Here is a 13,985-nt window from a genome sequence, read left to right on the forward strand (position 1 = left end):
CACTCGCTCTCGCGCGCGATTAGCTGTCGGACCGTGTCCTCGCTCCGGCCTCTACCACGGCGTAGCAGTTCCCGCTGGAGACGACGCTGTCGACGGTTTGCAGGTCGCTCGCGGCCAGATCGGCTTCGAACTCCGACGGGTCGTATATGTGGTAGTACCGAGGGACGCGCTCGCCACCGGGGAGCGTCCACTCGACGGTCGTATCGAACCCCGACATCGCCTCGAATCGGTCGTGTGCGGTCGACCAGACGCTGACGATAGCGCGGCCGCCCGGTGCGAGCACGCGGGCCAACTCCGAGAGGCTCGCGACGCGTTGGTCCCGCGTGCGCAAGTGATGCAGCGTCGCGACGTATACCGCGACGTCGACGACGCCGGATCGAAGCGGAAGCCCCGCTGCGTCCGCCTGCACGAGGTGGAGTGACTCGTCGAATTCGTGGTCCTGTGCCCGCTCGCGAGCGGTCCCCAGGAGCCCGCGACTGGCGTCGGCGCCGACGACGCGTTCCACGTCGTCGGCTAGCAGCTCGGCGTGGCGACCGTTTCCACAGCCGAGGTCCAGCCCGACTCCCCCTGCGTCGTCGGCTGCCGATCGGACGCGCTCTAACGCCGGCGCGGCACCGTCGGCGAGCACCGCTGCGCCGTCAGCGAGGTCGCCGCCCACGTCGCGGCCGAGAAACGCCGCCACTTCGGGCCACGGGTACTCCCGCGTCGACGCGAAGTGCTCTGCGATCCGGTCGTACGTCTCTGTGACCGGTTCGGGCGTCGCCGTCCGCTCGTCGTCCATACCGACGCGAGGCGGCGGGCACACAAAGCACCGACGGTCCGGTGGACAGGCAACGGCAGGTCGATTCAGAGAGTGATGCCCAGCGCACAGCGACGATCCGTCGCTGTCACTGTTACGCCGCCGTCATTGCCACTGTTATGCCGCCGCCACCGCGCGATGTCCGTTCAGAGCAGTGCGAAGACCACGTACGTCAGCGTCAGCAACACGGCCGCGTGCTTCAGCCCGTCCGCGACGCTCCCTTCTCCTAACTGTCCGGCGACGATGCCCGAACAGATGCCCTGGATCGCCGCGGTGTGGAAGAAGAGCAGTTCGTAGGCGTCCGTGTTGACCGTCTGGAAGCCGCCGAGGACGCCGGTGTCGACGCCGCCGATCTGGTTAGTCGAGCCCCCGGCGGACTGACTCGCGGCTTCGATCGCCGGGATGAACGAAACCGTCAGCGCGATGATGATCCCGAGGAAGACGAGAAACGAGACGTAGATGACGACGAGGTACGTCAGCATCTCCTGGCGACGCTCGCGCCGAAGCCGCCGGGTCTCTTGGGCCTCGTCGGCGGCGATGTGGAGCACCGGACTGATGTCGCCGCTTGCGGCCATCGCGTTCTTGATGAGTGTCACTGCACGTGACACCGTCGGCGTGCCCGTCCGCTGCTCTAACCCGGTGAGCGCTTCGCCGACGCTGGCGCCCCACTGGATGTCCCGCCACACCCGGCCGATCTCGTCGCCGAGCCGTCCGAGTTCGGCGTCCGAGAGCCGGTTCAGACAGCCGACGATGGTGACGCCCGCCTCGTTGATGCTTGCCATCCGGTCGAGGAAGTCGGGCATCTCCGCCTCGACCGCCCGCAGCCGTCGTTTCTGGATCTCGTGTGCGAGGGCGATGCCACCGAGGACGAGAATCATCGCCTGAACGATCGCCCCGTCGAGCAATTCGACGAGTCGCGTGAGCGCTCCCGGCGTACCCACCAGGATCCCGCCGACTGCCTCCAGTACGGCGCTGTCGATCGAGAGCCCGATGACCAGGAGTCCGACCGGACCGGTGAGAAGCAGCGTATACGTCGGGTTCCGAAGGAGTGTCCCGACGGGATTCGACAGCGTCTGTCGGACCGAGCCGATCTGATCGTAGACCGCAAGCCGTGCCCAGTTCTCGGCGTCCGCCCCGGTTCGGTCACGTACGGATCCGCCGTCGGTGACCTCGACGGCGTCGCTGTCTGCCTGTGTTGACCCGTCGTGGCGGCTCCCGCGTGCGCTGCCGACGTTCGTGGGATCGGTGTCCCCGCCGCCGCCTCCCGGGACGTTCAGGCCCTCGGTCATACTGTCGACGTAGACGACGAAGCCGAACGTCAAGAGCGGGATCGCGGCGTAGCCCACGAGTCGGACGAGCGTGAGCGTGTCCTGAATGACGAGGCCGACGACGACGAGGACGGTGATGAAAAACAGCGGTCCGGCGACGAGGACGGTGACGTACACCTCCGCGAACGTCGAGAGGAGTTCCAGGTACTGTCGCTGTTGGGCTTCGGCCTCCTCCTGGAATCGCTCGTACTGTTCGCGCAGGAATGCTGAGACGCTCTGCCCCGACGAGAGGACGCTCGCGAGGTTCTCGGTGAACTCCTCGAGGTTCTCGCTCGGGGTCCGGCTCGCCGTGCTGTGTAACGCGGTCAGGATGTCGGTCCCGAAGGCGTTCATATCGCGAACGCTGACCCCGAGCTCTCGCGACGCCTCCCCGTAGACGTCCTGATTCTCCGAGAGCGTCCGCAACACTGCCTGGAACGGCATCCCGGACCGCGAGAGCGCGTACACGAAAGCGACCGTTCGGGGGAGGGTCGCGTCGATCTCGATGCCGCGAGCGCGGGCACGCTGGTCGAGATACGTCCAGCGGCCCCAGTAGGTCCCGACCGCGAGTGCCGTCCCGACGGTCGCACTCGAAACGAACAACAACGCGAACAACTGGAGCAGCGAGAGTTCCGGGACGTTGACGATCGCCGCGAGAAAGCCCAGCGGTCCCGGGAGCGTCGATCTGATCACTTCGGGACTGACGGCGAGCGAGCGCAGTATCAGCGCCCCGAGATAGACGCCGTAGACGCTTCCGGCGATGCCCGCGACGGCGGCGACTAACAGCGTCTGGGAGGCGAACACGCGGTGGCTCTCGCCAACGAACGCGGCTCGCATCCGCTCGATCTGCTGCTGTCGCTTCGGGCTCGACTCGGCGACGTACCGCCCGAAGATCGGTAGCGCCAGCCGGGAGACGACGAGACGCGCCCGTGGGCTGAACGGCACGAGCGCGACCGGGAGCGCGAGCAGCGTTACGACGACGAGCGGCGCGTAGCCGAGCAGTTCAATCGCCGGCATCGACGCTCGCCTCCTCGCCGTGCAGGCCGTCGGATCCGGCGACGACGTCGGCGTGCTGGCCGGACGACTCCTCGGCGGCTTCGAGGCGGTCCATCACGCGCTCGGGGTTGGCGTAGTACTCGTTGACCAGCGCGGTGAACTCGCGGTAGTCGGTCGTATCCAACTCCGCGAGCAGTCGGATGAACCGCTCTCGGCGGTTCAGCTCGCGTTTCAGCTCGGTCCGGCTCCAGCCCCGCTCACGTTGGATCTCGTCGATGAGGTTCGAGTCCGACTGCCGGAACGCGTCCGCCTCCGGCTGCCAGGTGAACGCCCGCGAGTAGTCGAGTTCGCCGGTCCGCTGGTCGATTTCGCCGATTTCGCCGATCGCTTTCGAGCGGCGGACGCGCTCGCCTTCGACGCGCGTGAGCGTCTGGACACAGAGGAGATCGAGCGACTGCACCATCGCACGCGGGACGTTGATCGGCTCGTTCTCCAGTCGGTTGATCACCGTTTCGATGCTGTCTGCGTGCATCGTCGAGAACGTCGTGTGGCCCGTGTTCATCGCCTGAAACAGCGTCACGGCCTCGTTCCCACGGACCTCGCCGACGATGATGAACTCCGGGCGGTGCCGGAGCGCAGACCGCAGCAGGTCGTACATATCGATGTCGGCCCCCTCGTGAAGCCGCTCTCTGGTGACCGACGAGAGCCAGTTGTCGTGATACAGCGATAGCTCGCGGGTGTCCTCGATCGTCAGCACCTTCGCGCGCGGTGGGATGAACATCGAGACGGCGTTCATCGACGTCGTCTTGCCCGAAGCGGTCCCGCCGGCGAAGATGAGGCTCTTGTTGTTCTCGATGCAGAGCCAGAGATACGCCATCTCCTCGACGGAGAACGTCCCGTAGTTGACGAGATCGACGGGCGTGAACGGCTCTTCTGCGTACTTTCGGATCGTGAACGCCGATCCGCGCGGCGTGACTTCCTCGCCGAGTGCGAGTTCGATCCGCGACCCGTCCGGGAGCGTCGTCCCGACGACGGGGTCGCCGACGCTGATGTGCCGCCCGGACTCTTGGGCGAGTCGGATCACGAAGTCGTCGAGGTCTTCAGAGCCGAAGACGACGTTCGTCTCCACGTCGGTGTACTCGTCGTGGTAGACGAAGATCGGGAGGTCGTAGCCGTCACAGGAGATGTCCTCGATGTGGGGGTCGTGCATCAGGGGATCGATGCGGCCGAACCCCCGGAAGTCGCGAGCCAGGTAGTACAGCAACGTGTGGAACGTCAGCATCGACACGTCGACGCCGTACCGTTCCAGCAGTTCCTTGAGCTCGTCTCGGAGCGTCTCCTCTGCGGTCGGTTCCTCGTCGGTGCGGTACAGGAGCGGGTCCCTGATGTCGACTCGGGCGCGCGCGAGGAGCTCGGCCTCGAACTCGTCGAGTTCGGGTTCGATCGCGTAGTAGTAGTGCTCGCTGTCCTCGTCGTCGTAGGTGATGACGACGTAGGCGTACGGCGCGTTCACCCAGTAGCGGTCGACGATCTCCTCGCCGGCGGGCGTGTCGAATGCAGCGAAGTTGCCGTCTTCCGGGCGGTACGGACGGACGTCGATCGACGATCCTCGCAGGACGTCGATGGCGCGCTGGATCCGCTCTCGCAGGTCGCCGACGGGTCCCTCGGAGTCGTCCGTCAGCGCCTCGACGGTCGCAGCGAGCGAACCGCCGTCCGCTCGGAGTGGCGCGTCGCTCTCGCCGTTCTGTACGCTGCCGGAATCGTCTCCGGTACGCCCGCCGGTTGGAGAGGCGGTTCGCTCGTGGGTCGCGTGTGTCCCCGCACTTCGATTCGAGTCTGGGTCCCCCATAGCTGCGTGGTTCCGCGTGTGCCGACTCTTTCAGGCGAAGCGACTTATACTGTCGGCCGTGCGGATGGGCGGTCTGCGATCGGAGGCGGGAGGCCTCAACAGTCGCATTCGAGGCCTACAATCTCGAACCGTGCCCCGCCATCCTCGCTGGGGGTTGCGCGTACCTCCCCTCCGTGGGCCTCTATGATGCTCTCTACGATCGCGAGGCCAAAGCCCGTACCGGTCCGCTGTGTCGAGTATCCGCTCTCGAACAGTCGGTCGTCGTCTCCCGCGTCGAAGCCGGCTCCGTCGTCGGCGACGTACAGCCCGTCTTCGTCCGGGAGCGCACCGACAGTGACGGTGACACCGTCGCCAGCGTGTTCGATCGCGTTCCGGAACAGGTTCTCGAACGCCCGGCGGAGCTGGCTTCGATCCCCACAGATTTGCGCGCTCGTCTGTAATTCGAGCCGTGCTTCCTCTGTCTGCACGTTTCGCCAGCACTGGGTGACAACGCGCTCGATCTCGATCGGTTCGATGCTGTCGACGAGATCGTCCGTGTGCGCAAGTGCCAGCAGGTCGTCGATGAGCCGCTCCATCCGATCGAGCGCGCGATCGGCGCGCCCCAGGTGGTCGCTGTCACACTCCTCTTTTGCGAGGTCGAGGCTGAGGCTCGCCACGTTCAACGGATTTCGAAGGTCGTGTGAGACCACGCTAGAGAAATTGTCGAGTCGGTCGCGCTCCCGCTGGAGCGCTCGTTCACGTTCGGTCTGCGTCGTGACGTCGGTGTTCGAGAAAACGATGCTCTCGACCTCGCCGTCGTCGTCGAACAGCGGTGCGCCGTTGATCTCGACGACGCGACGCTCCCCGTCGGGCCACACGATGGTGTGTCGGTATCCTTCGATCTGTTCGCCAGACTGCAGCACCTGCTGGAAGGGCAACTCCTCGTCGGGGACCGGATCGCCGTCGAGATCTCTGATCTCCCACTTCGGGTCGTTGTACGTCCGCTCGGTCACCTCGTTCGGCTCGAACCCCAGGTTCGACTGCGCGCGTTCGTTCGTAAAGACGATCTCGCCGTCGCGGTTGACTCGCGTGATCGCCGTCGGCACGGTCTTCATCACCTGTTGCAGACGCTGGTGGTGCTCTTTCGCCGCTCGCTCGGACTCGTAGGCCGACACCGCGTTGCGGACGCGGTTGGCCAGTAACTCGAATCGCTCTGGGGTCGTCCCCTTCTGCAAGTAGTCGGTGACGCCGGCCGCGATCGCGTCGCTGGCGATCGTCTCCGAGCCCTGACTGGTAAACAGTACGTACGGGAGGTCCGGATACTCCGACCGGACGGTCCGGAGCAACTCGATTCCGTCCTGGCTCGGGAGGTCGTAGTCAGAGACAATGCAGTCGACGTCCGCATCGAGCCGGTCGAGCGCCGCGTCGGCGCCGGCGGCAGCCGTCACCCTGAACGAGTTCTGTTGGCGCTCCAGGAACGTCTCGGTGAGCTCTCTGAACTGCGGATCGGGTTCGACGTGTAACACGCAGACTGCATCCGCTCCCGACTCACTCATCACCTCAACCATCCGAACAGTGACTATTTGCCGTTTTCGTTTCGCCCGGCCGACACCAGGCGAGCGTTCCGAACATAGGCTGCTACTCCCGATCGACGGTCAGCAGCACGCCGCCGAATAGGAGCAAGAAGACGACGCCGATCGGCAGCGGGACGCCGGGGAAGCCGCGCGTCGCGAGCAGGAACGTCGCGCCCGCGAGCACGACGCCCGAGAGTGCCAGGAGGCCGCCGAGCAATCGAACTGGGTCGAGGGGGCCCGATTCCACGCGCGCCTCGTCGTGATAGTACGCGGCGGCGATGACGACCGCTATGGCGAGGACGGCCGCACCGACCGCCCAGACCTGATACGCCGCCTGGATCGTCTGTCCGGCCTGAAACGCCACCGCAGAGAGCGGATCCGAGACGCTGACGCGACGGGCGACAGGCACGCCGAACGCGTAGCGGATCTGGAAGAACGGGAAGCGAACGAACAGCACCGAGCCGCCGGAGACGCCGCTGGAGTACGTGACGTTCCAGGGCACGAGCGCGGCTAACCACGTCGAGACGACCGCCAGCGCCCCCGCGTACTCCGAACGTACCCACACCATACGTGGTCCGCGTCGTCGGCTCTGTAAAAGCTACCGGACGGACGCCGCGGACGTCGCTCGCTCGTCGCCGCTCCGAACTACTCGCTCAGGCCGAACAGATCGAACGGGTAGCCGTTGTCGTTCTCCGTGGCGTGCTCGTAAACGATGTGGGCGGCCGCGACGTCCTGGATCGCGAGTCCCGTCGAGTCGAAGACGGAGATCCCGTCTGCTGCGGTTCGGCCGGGTTTCTTTTCGGTGACGATCTCGCCGACGGAGCCGTAGATGTCGTCGTCGTCGAGGACGCCCTCGCTCCAAGGGACGTTGATCTCCCCCGAGTGGGTCGTCTGCTCGTAGTCGTCGATGACTAGCTTCGAATCGAGGAGGATCTCGTCGTCGAGTTCGTGTTTCCCCTCGGCGTCGGCACCCATCGCGTTGATGTGGGTGTGGTCGCCGACGGCGTCGCGGGAGACGATCGGCGACTCGACCGGGGTGACCGTCGAGAGCACGTCGCAGGACGCGGCGTCCTCGATTGATCCCGCGCGAACGTCGAACTCGTCCTCGAAGGCGTCGATGAAATCGGCGACGCGCTCCTCGTCGAGGTCGGAGATCACGACCGTCTCGATGTCACGCACCTGCGAGATGGCGCGCAACTGTGTGTAAGACTGGACGCCCGCGCCGACGATTCCGAGCGACGTGGCGTCGGGAACGGCGAGGTGGTCGGTCGCGACAGCGGCCGCCGCGCCGGTCCGGAGCATCGTGAGCTCTCGGCCGTCCATCACTGCGAGCGGGACGGCGGTCTCGGGATCGGAGTAGATCATCGTCCCCAGCACCGTCGGGAGGTCGAACTTCTCGGGGTTGTCCGGGTGGACGTTCACCCACTTGATGCCCGCGGCGTCCCACGTGCCTGCGTCCAGATACGCCGGCATCGATCGGAAATCGCCGTTGTACGCCGGGAGATCGATGTAGGATTTCGGCGGCATCTGTGCGTCGCCGCGCTCGAAGGCGGCGAACGCGTCCTCGATGGCGGGGACGAGCTCCGCCATCGCGGCGTTCTCGCGGACGTCCGTACCGTTCAACAGAAGCGTCTCCATACTTGCGCTTCGAAGTGTCCGCACTTAATTCATACTATAATCGAATCAGAATCTGATTTAGAGAGAAAATACAGATTTTACTACAACCTATGTGCTCTTCGTCGAATTGGACGACGGAATATCACCTGACGACGGAACGTGGGTCCGGAGTCACACGCCCTGAGTCGTGGGCCGCGTTGCGGCGGTCCTGAATGTGCTTCGATCGGGCCGCCACAAGTGGATCCGCCACAATGGACTGATTCGGGAATAGGGGCCGAGCGCGACGGCGTCGAGCGAGCGACGCACGAGTAAGCAGATGCTCGACGATCGACACAAGAATAAGCAGAAGTTCGACGATCGAGAGATCGGCTGCGGACCGCGTCAGCCGACGGTGAGACAGCGATGCTCGGTGTGTCGGGGTGTGGTGGGTGTCCTCAGACGGACGTCACATCGCGCCGCCCATTCCACCCATTCCGCCCATACCGCCCATTCCGCCACCGGGGGCGCCGCCTTCCTCGTCGCCGTCGCCGCTGGTGCTCAGTTCGTCGGCGGCGATGATGTCGTCGATCTTGAGGACGAGGTTCGCGGCCTCGGTGGCAGACGAGAGCGCCTGCTCTTTGGCGTGTGCGGGCTCGACGACGCCGGCCTCGAAGGTGTCCTCGACGTCGCCGCTGAAGACGTTCAGGCCGGCGCGGACGTCGCCGTCCTCGTGGGCCTCACGGAGCTTGACGAGCGTGTCGATGGAGTCGAGTCCGGCGTTCTCCGCGAGGACGCGCGGGACGAGTTCGAGCGCGTCGGCGAAGGCTTCGACGGCGAGCTGTTCGCGGCCGCCGACGGAGCCGGCGTAGCTGCGGAGCCGACGAGCGACTTCGACCTCGATGGCACCGCCGCCCGCGACGACGCGGCCGTCGGAGACCGTCGTCGAGACGACGTCGAGAGCGTCCGTGACGCCGCGTTCGATCTCGTCGACGACGTGATCGGTGGAGCCGCGCAGCAGCAGCGTGACGCCGTGGGCCTCGTCGCCGAGTCCCTCGACGTAGAACAGTTCGTCCTCGCCGTCACGGCTGACCGAGCCGTAGCCGAGATCGTCTTCGGTGAGGCTGTCGAGGTCGGAGACGACGTTGCCGCCGACGACGTCGCGGAGGAACGCGATGTCGGACTTCTTCGTCCGGCGGACCGCGAGGATGCCCTCCTTCGCGAGGTAGTGCTGTGCGAGGTCGTCGATACCCTTCTGACAGAAGACGACGTCGGCACCGGAGTCGACGATCTGCTGGACCTTCTGTTTGAGCTCTTTTTCCTCCTGATCGAGGAACTTCTGGAGCTGGTCGGGCGATTCGATGTTGACCTGCGTGTCGACGTCGGTCTCTTCGACCTCGATCGGCTCGTTGAGGAGCAGGACGCTCGCCTCGTCGAACGACGAGGGCATATCGTCGTGGACGGGGTCCTTGTCGATTACTGCGCCGTTGAGAAGTTCGGAGTCACCGGTCGAGCGACCGGTCTGCGTCTCGATGTTCGCGTTCGCCAGGTCGACGATGTAGGAGCCGTCGTCGGCTTCGACCGTCACGGCCTCGACGGTCTCGACGATGAGCTGTGCGAGGAGGTCCTTGCTGAGCTCGGAGCTCTTGCCGGTCATCGAGGTCTCGGCGACCTTCTGCAGGAGCTCGGTGTCGTCGGGCTCGACCGACTCGGCGATGTCGTCGACCGCAGAGCGCGCTTCCTGGCTCGCGAGGTGGAAGCCCTTGATGATCGCCGTCGGGTGGATGTCCTGATCGAGGAGGTCCTCGGCGTTCTTCAGGAGTTCACCCGCGATCGCGACGGCGGTCGTCGTGCCGTCGCCGGCCTCGTCTTCCTGGGTCTCGGCGACTTCGACGATCATCTCGGCCGTCGGGTTGTCGATGTCCATCTCCTGGAGGATGGTGACGCCGTCGTTCGTGATGGTGACGTCTCCCATCGAATCGACGAGCATCTTGTCCATCCCTTTCGGGCCGAGTGTCGATCGTACGGCTTCAGCGACGGCACGAGCGGCCTGAATGTTGTACTCCTGCGCGTCGCGGTCCTTGACGCGCTGGGCGTCCTCGCCCATAATGATCATCGGCTGACCCTGCTGCATTCGCTGACTCATAGACATCGTTCGATTGTTTGTGATTCTATATAAAAACTTCGCTATCGGGTTCTCACTGTCCGGCGAACGCATCTCCCGAGAACCGTCGCATCGAGGCCAGATGGCTACTATCAGCCGATGTTTGTGTGTGGGAAAGTGTCACATAATACTGTTCGAATCCAGGTGTCCGACGGTTATTTATATACTACTTCACGCCCCCGCTGAGCGGGCTATTTTCGCACGGCTTTGGCTCCCGACGATGTCTCCCGTCGTCATACTTCTCGCGGGCTTAGGCGTCTCGCGCGCGACGCGAGTGCGAATCCACGTGGGCATCACTTGCCGCGCGTTCGTAGTGGGTCGCCTCCGCCGTGACAGCGATACTTCCGTACCTGAAAAGAAGTCCTCGTTGCTCACTCCCTGTCTGGCAGTTCGTCGGCGACAAACGGCCGATCGCTCGACGGCTCGAACGGGGGGAGATCCTCGTCGGTTTCGAGCGCTTCGATCTCCTCATCGTAGAGTTCTTCTTGGAGCTGGTTGCGCTTGTTCCGCCCCTTTCGCTCCCGTCCAGATTTCGTGTCAGGCATTGTCAACCGTGTTGATGTATCCCACAGTGATTAACTTTGTGTCTGTGACAAGTAGTACCACACAACTTCCGGACGCGGCGGTGAACGCCGGAGAGATCACTCCCGGACGTTGGATCGCAGGAAAAACGCCGGGACAGGGATTTGAACCCTGGATCCCAGAGGGAACACGCTTTCCAGGCGTGCGCCTTACCACTCGGCCATCCCGGCTCGGTCTGAGGTAGCCTACTGAGTCGTTTAAGTCCTTCCCTTCGCCGCCAACCGGGGTTCGGCGACGTAGGACGCGGCAGTCACGACGCCGCCGACGAGGAGGGCGACCCCGGACGCCGTGAGGAAGTCCAATCCCAGCGCTCCGACGAGCAGCCGGTAGCCCTGGACGAGAACGAGAAACGCGAGCGTCCCGACGAGCCCCCACAGTAGTGCCGACGCAGTTCGGTTCACGACGGGACATCTCCGTCGCGCCGTCTAAAATCTCTCGCTGCGCGGCGGCGACTACTCGCCGGCGTATCCTTCGCCTTCCTCCACCGGTCCCCAGAACGCCGCGTAGAGGACGACGAAGTACGCGAAGATCAGTGGGAGCAACAGCGCCGCCCCGATGCTCATCAGATTCAGCGGGAGCGTCGAGACGATCGCGTCGGCGACGGTCAGCCCCGCGACCGGGTCGATCACGGGATACAGGAGTGCCGCGACCAGCGCCACCAGTCCGTAGGTGAGCCCGGCCGTCGCTGCCAGCGCACCGACGTAGGACTCGCGGCGCATCGCGACGACGTAACCCGCACCGAGGACGACGCTCGCCCCGACGAGACCGAGCGCGACCGGTGAGAGCAGATCGCCCCGGAGATCCGGCCGCGTCGCGAACAGGTAGCCGACGGCGACGACGACGAGCGCGAGATACGCCACGAGCGCTTTCGGGCCGTACGCCGCCGTCTCCTGCTGGAGCCGTCCGCGCGTCTTCAATCCGAGAAATGCGGCCCCGCCGGCAGTCGAGAGCGCGACCAGCGCGACGCCGACGACCAGCGAGGGGAGCGAAACGAGCGCCGTCGATCCCAGCAACCAGTTGCCAGCGAAGATCCCCAAAAAGAGGGGTGCCGCCACGCTACCGACGACGAACGCCCGGCCCCACCAGCGCTGCCAGGTCTCGTCGTGCCGCTGTTCGTACATCTCCGGCGCGAGTCCGCGAACGATGAGCGCGCCCAGGATGGCGAACATCAGGAGGTAGTGGCGACTGAACAGGTTGGCGTACACGGCCGGAAAGGCGGCGAAAAGCGCCCCGCCGAAGACGACGAGCCACACCTCGTTGCCGTCCCAAAAGGGGCCGATCGCCGCCAACAACTGCTCGCGAGCGGACCCCTCACTTCGGGTGACGAAGATCGCGCCGACGCCGAAATCGAAGCCATCGAGGAACAGAAACGTCCCGAGGATGAAGAAGACCAGCCCGTACCACAGTTCCGTCAGCGGGAGCCCGAGCAGCGGCCCGTCGGCGAGTCCCCCTGTCTGGAGCGCGAATCCGGCCTCGAGCGTCGCGGCTGCTTCTCGTCCTGTTGCACCCGCGGCGAACCCGACTGTCCCCCCCGGCTCAGTCATCGTCGCCTCCCGCGGGCGTCGGCCCTGCCCCCGTCTCCTCGCGGACCACGTCGGTCTCGGGTGCCTCTGGCGTAATGCTTGGCGGCCCGGCCCGCACGATCCGGAAGACGACGTAGCTGTACAGCGCCAGCAGTCCGAGGTAGACGGCCGCGAAACTGACGAGCGTCAGCGTCGCCTCGAAGCCGGTCAGTCCGGGGGAGACGCCGTCGGCGGTCTTCATCACGCCTTGGATCACCCACGGCTGTCTGCCGACCTCGGTCACGATCCAGCCGACTTCGACGGCGAGGATACCCAGCAGTGACGACGCCATCAGCGACTTGTGCAACAGGTCGTCTTCGAGCAACTGGCCGCGCCACCAGCGGTAGCCCGCCCAGAAGGCCAAGAGGACGAACCAGAAGCCGAGTCCGACCATTATGCGGAACGACCAGAAGACGATCGCGACCGGGGGTGCTTCCGTCTCGAACTCGTTTAGGCCTATAATTTCGGCGCTCGGATCACCCCCGCTTGCGAGCCAGGACGCGCCGCCAGGGATCCCGATCCCGAATATCTCCTTTGCGCGTGGGTTCGTCAGGTCTTCGAGGTTCGTCGGCACCGCGATGATGTACTCGGGGACGTAGCTCTCGGTCTCCCAGACCGCTTCCATCGCAGCGAACTTCTGCGGTTGGGTTTCGGCGACGTGTCGTCCGTAGGCGTCGCCGTGGAGCACCTGAAACGGCGCGGTGATGATCAAGACGACCAGCGCGATCTTCAGCGTCTTCTCCCAGAACTGCGGGTGATCGACGGGGTACTCCCAGTGGTAGTGCCGGAACAGGTGGTAGGCGGCGACGCCGGCCATAAACAGCGCGACCGAGAGGACGGCCGCGTTCTGCATGTGGACGTACATCCACGGGAACCGTGGGTTGGCGTACGCCGCGATCGGATCGACGAGCGAGACGATCATCTGGCCGTTCTCGGTCACCAACTCGTAGCCCCGGGGCGTCTGCATCCAGGAGTTGGCGATCAGGATCCAGACCGCTGATAGCCACGTGCCGAGCGCGACCGCGACGGCGGAGATCATATACAGGACGTTGCCGACGCGCTCGCGACCGAAGACGAAGATGCCGAGGAACGTCGCCTCGAGCATAAACGCCATCATCCCTTCGACGGCGAGCGGCCCGCCGAACAACTCGCCGGCGGCCGTCGAGAACGCGGCGAAGTTCGTCCCGAACTCGAACTCCAAGACGATGCCCGTCACTGTCCCGACGACGAAACTGATCGCAAAGATCTTCGTCCAGAAACGCCGCAGTTGCTCGTAGATCGGTTCTCCGGTCCGGATGTCTTTCCACGTGAAGTAGACGAGAAATGGGGCGAGCCCCATACTCATCACGGGAAAGATGATGTGGACGATCGTCGTGAGCGCGAACTGAAGTCTACTCGCGAGGGCGGGTTCGATCATTGATGGTGATGTCGCACGCACGCGGCATACGCGCGTGCACCGGGTGGCGTTCGGATTTCGTTCGTATTTCGGACCGACTACCGGTGGACCGTCCGACCCACCGCCGACGTACTGACGGACGAGAGGCCACGGACCGCCGACGACTCTTGGGTACTGGTGTCCA

At 65.0% G+C, this 13,985-nt stretch carries 11 protein-coding genes and 1 tRNA gene; all 12 read right to left on the reverse strand.

Annotated features, from left to right (window positions below; genetic code table 11):
- Positions 1-19: 19 nt before the first annotated feature.
- The 12 genes from NO347_RS00500 to NO347_RS00555 all read right to left on the reverse strand — a co-directional run bounded on the left by NO347_RS00500 (position 20) and on the right by NO347_RS00555 (position 13,822).
- Positions 20-781: a class I SAM-dependent methyltransferase gene (locus NO347_RS00500; protein ID WP_256287788.1), complete on the reverse strand. Its 762-nt coding sequence runs from the start codon at positions 779-781 to the stop codon at positions 20-22.
- A gap of 164 nt (positions 782-945) precedes the next feature.
- Positions 946-3,123: a type II secretion system F family protein gene (locus tag NO347_RS00505; RefSeq protein ID WP_256287789.1), complete on the reverse strand. Its 2,178-nt coding sequence runs from the start codon at positions 3,121-3,123 to the stop codon at positions 946-948.
- On the reverse strand, positions 3,110-4,783 hold the full coding sequence (locus tag NO347_RS00510) for a type II/IV secretion system ATPase subunit (RefSeq protein ID WP_425492338.1): 1,674 nt from the start codon (positions 4,781-4,783) through the stop codon (positions 3,110-3,112). Before NO347_RS00510 ends, NO347_RS00505 begins: the two co-directional genes overlap by 14 nt.
- A gap of 263 nt (positions 4,784-5,046) precedes the next feature.
- Positions 5,047-6,486 carry a receiver/sensor box histidine kinase gene (locus tag NO347_RS00515; protein WP_256287791.1) on the reverse strand — a complete coding sequence of 480 codons (1,440 nt, stop codon included), beginning with the start codon at positions 6,484-6,486 and terminating at the stop codon, positions 5,047-5,049.
- Positions 6,487-6,568: 82 nt separating this feature from the next.
- Positions 6,569-7,072, reverse strand: a complete 504-nt coding sequence (locus NO347_RS00520) for a DUF7549 family protein (protein ID WP_256287792.1) — start codon at positions 7,070-7,072, stop codon at positions 6,569-6,571.
- Positions 7,073-7,149: 77 nt separating this feature from the next.
- Positions 7,150-8,142 (reverse strand): ornithine cyclodeaminase family protein, encoded by a 993-nt coding sequence (locus NO347_RS00525; RefSeq protein WP_256287793.1) that lies wholly within the window; start codon positions 8,140-8,142, stop codon positions 7,150-7,152.
- A 424-nt stretch (positions 8,143-8,566) separates the two neighbouring features.
- A complete protein-coding gene (gene thsB, locus NO347_RS00530) occupies positions 8,567-10,213 on the reverse strand; it encodes a thermosome subunit beta (RefSeq protein WP_256288405.1) in 1,647 nt (548 codons plus the stop codon).
- Positions 10,214-10,632: 419 nt separating this feature from the next.
- Positions 10,633-10,806, reverse strand: a complete 174-nt coding sequence (locus NO347_RS00535) for a hypothetical protein (protein ID WP_199723018.1) — start codon at positions 10,804-10,806, stop codon at positions 10,633-10,635.
- Positions 10,807-10,932: 126 nt separating this feature from the next.
- Positions 10,933-11,013: transfer RNA gene (locus NO347_RS00540), tRNA-Ser, on the reverse strand.
- A 27-nt stretch (positions 11,014-11,040) separates the two neighbouring features.
- Positions 11,041-11,244, reverse strand: coding sequence for a DUF7981 family protein (locus NO347_RS00545; protein WP_121568952.1), 204 nt, complete (start codon positions 11,242-11,244; stop codon positions 11,041-11,043).
- A gap of 51 nt (positions 11,245-11,295) precedes the next feature.
- Positions 11,296-12,387 carry a cytochrome d ubiquinol oxidase subunit II gene (locus NO347_RS00550; RefSeq protein ID WP_256287794.1) on the reverse strand — a complete coding sequence of 364 codons (1,092 nt, stop codon included), beginning with the start codon at positions 12,385-12,387 and terminating at the stop codon, positions 11,296-11,298.
- On the reverse strand, positions 12,380-13,822 hold the full coding sequence (locus tag NO347_RS00555) for a cytochrome ubiquinol oxidase subunit I (protein WP_256287795.1): 1,443 nt from the start codon (positions 13,820-13,822) through the stop codon (positions 12,380-12,382). The genes NO347_RS00550 and NO347_RS00555 overlap by 8 nt, the downstream gene beginning before the upstream one ends.
- Between the last annotated feature and the right edge of the window lie 163 nt (positions 13,823-13,985).

It is taken from the genome of Halobellus inordinatus, from assembly GCF_024464655.1.
Lineage (GTDB): Archaea > Halobacteriota > Halobacteria > Halobacteriales > Haloferacaceae > Haloquadratum > Haloquadratum inordinatus.

What these genes read in the sequence shown, in the direction of transcription:
- NO347_RS00500 (WP_256287788.1), bottom strand. Translation starts at nt 781, where the DNA reads ATGGACGACGAGCGGACGGCGACGCCCGAACCGGTCACAGAGACGTAC.
- NO347_RS00505 (WP_256287789.1), bottom strand. Translation starts at nt 3,123, where the DNA reads ATGCCGGCGATTGAACTGCTCGGCTACGCGCCGCTCGTCGTCGTAACG.
- NO347_RS00515 (WP_256287791.1), bottom strand. Translation starts at nt 6,486, where the DNA reads ATGAGTGAGTCGGGAGCGGATGCAGTCTGCGTGTTACACGTCGAACCC.
- NO347_RS00520 (WP_256287792.1), bottom strand. Translation starts at nt 7,072, where the DNA reads ATGGTGTGGGTACGTTCGGAGTACGCGGGGGCGCTGGCGGTCGTCTCG.
- NO347_RS00525 (WP_256287793.1), bottom strand. Translation starts at nt 8,142, where the DNA reads ATGGAGACGCTTCTGTTGAACGGTACGGACGTCCGCGAGAACGCCGCG.
- thsB (WP_256288405.1), bottom strand. Translation starts at nt 10,213, where the DNA reads ATGATCATTATGGGCGAGGACGCCCAGCGCGTCAAGGACCGCGACGCG.
- NO347_RS00535 (WP_199723018.1), bottom strand. Translation starts at nt 10,806, where the DNA reads ATGCCTGACACGAAATCTGGACGGGAGCGAAAGGGGCGGAACAAGCGC.
- NO347_RS00550 (WP_256287794.1), bottom strand. Translation starts at nt 12,387, where the DNA reads ATGACTGAGCCGGGGGGGACAGTCGGGTTCGCCGCGGGTGCAACAGGA.
- NO347_RS00555 (WP_256287795.1), bottom strand. Translation starts at nt 13,822, where the DNA reads ATGATCGAACCCGCCCTCGCGAGTAGACTTCAGTTCGCGCTCACGACG.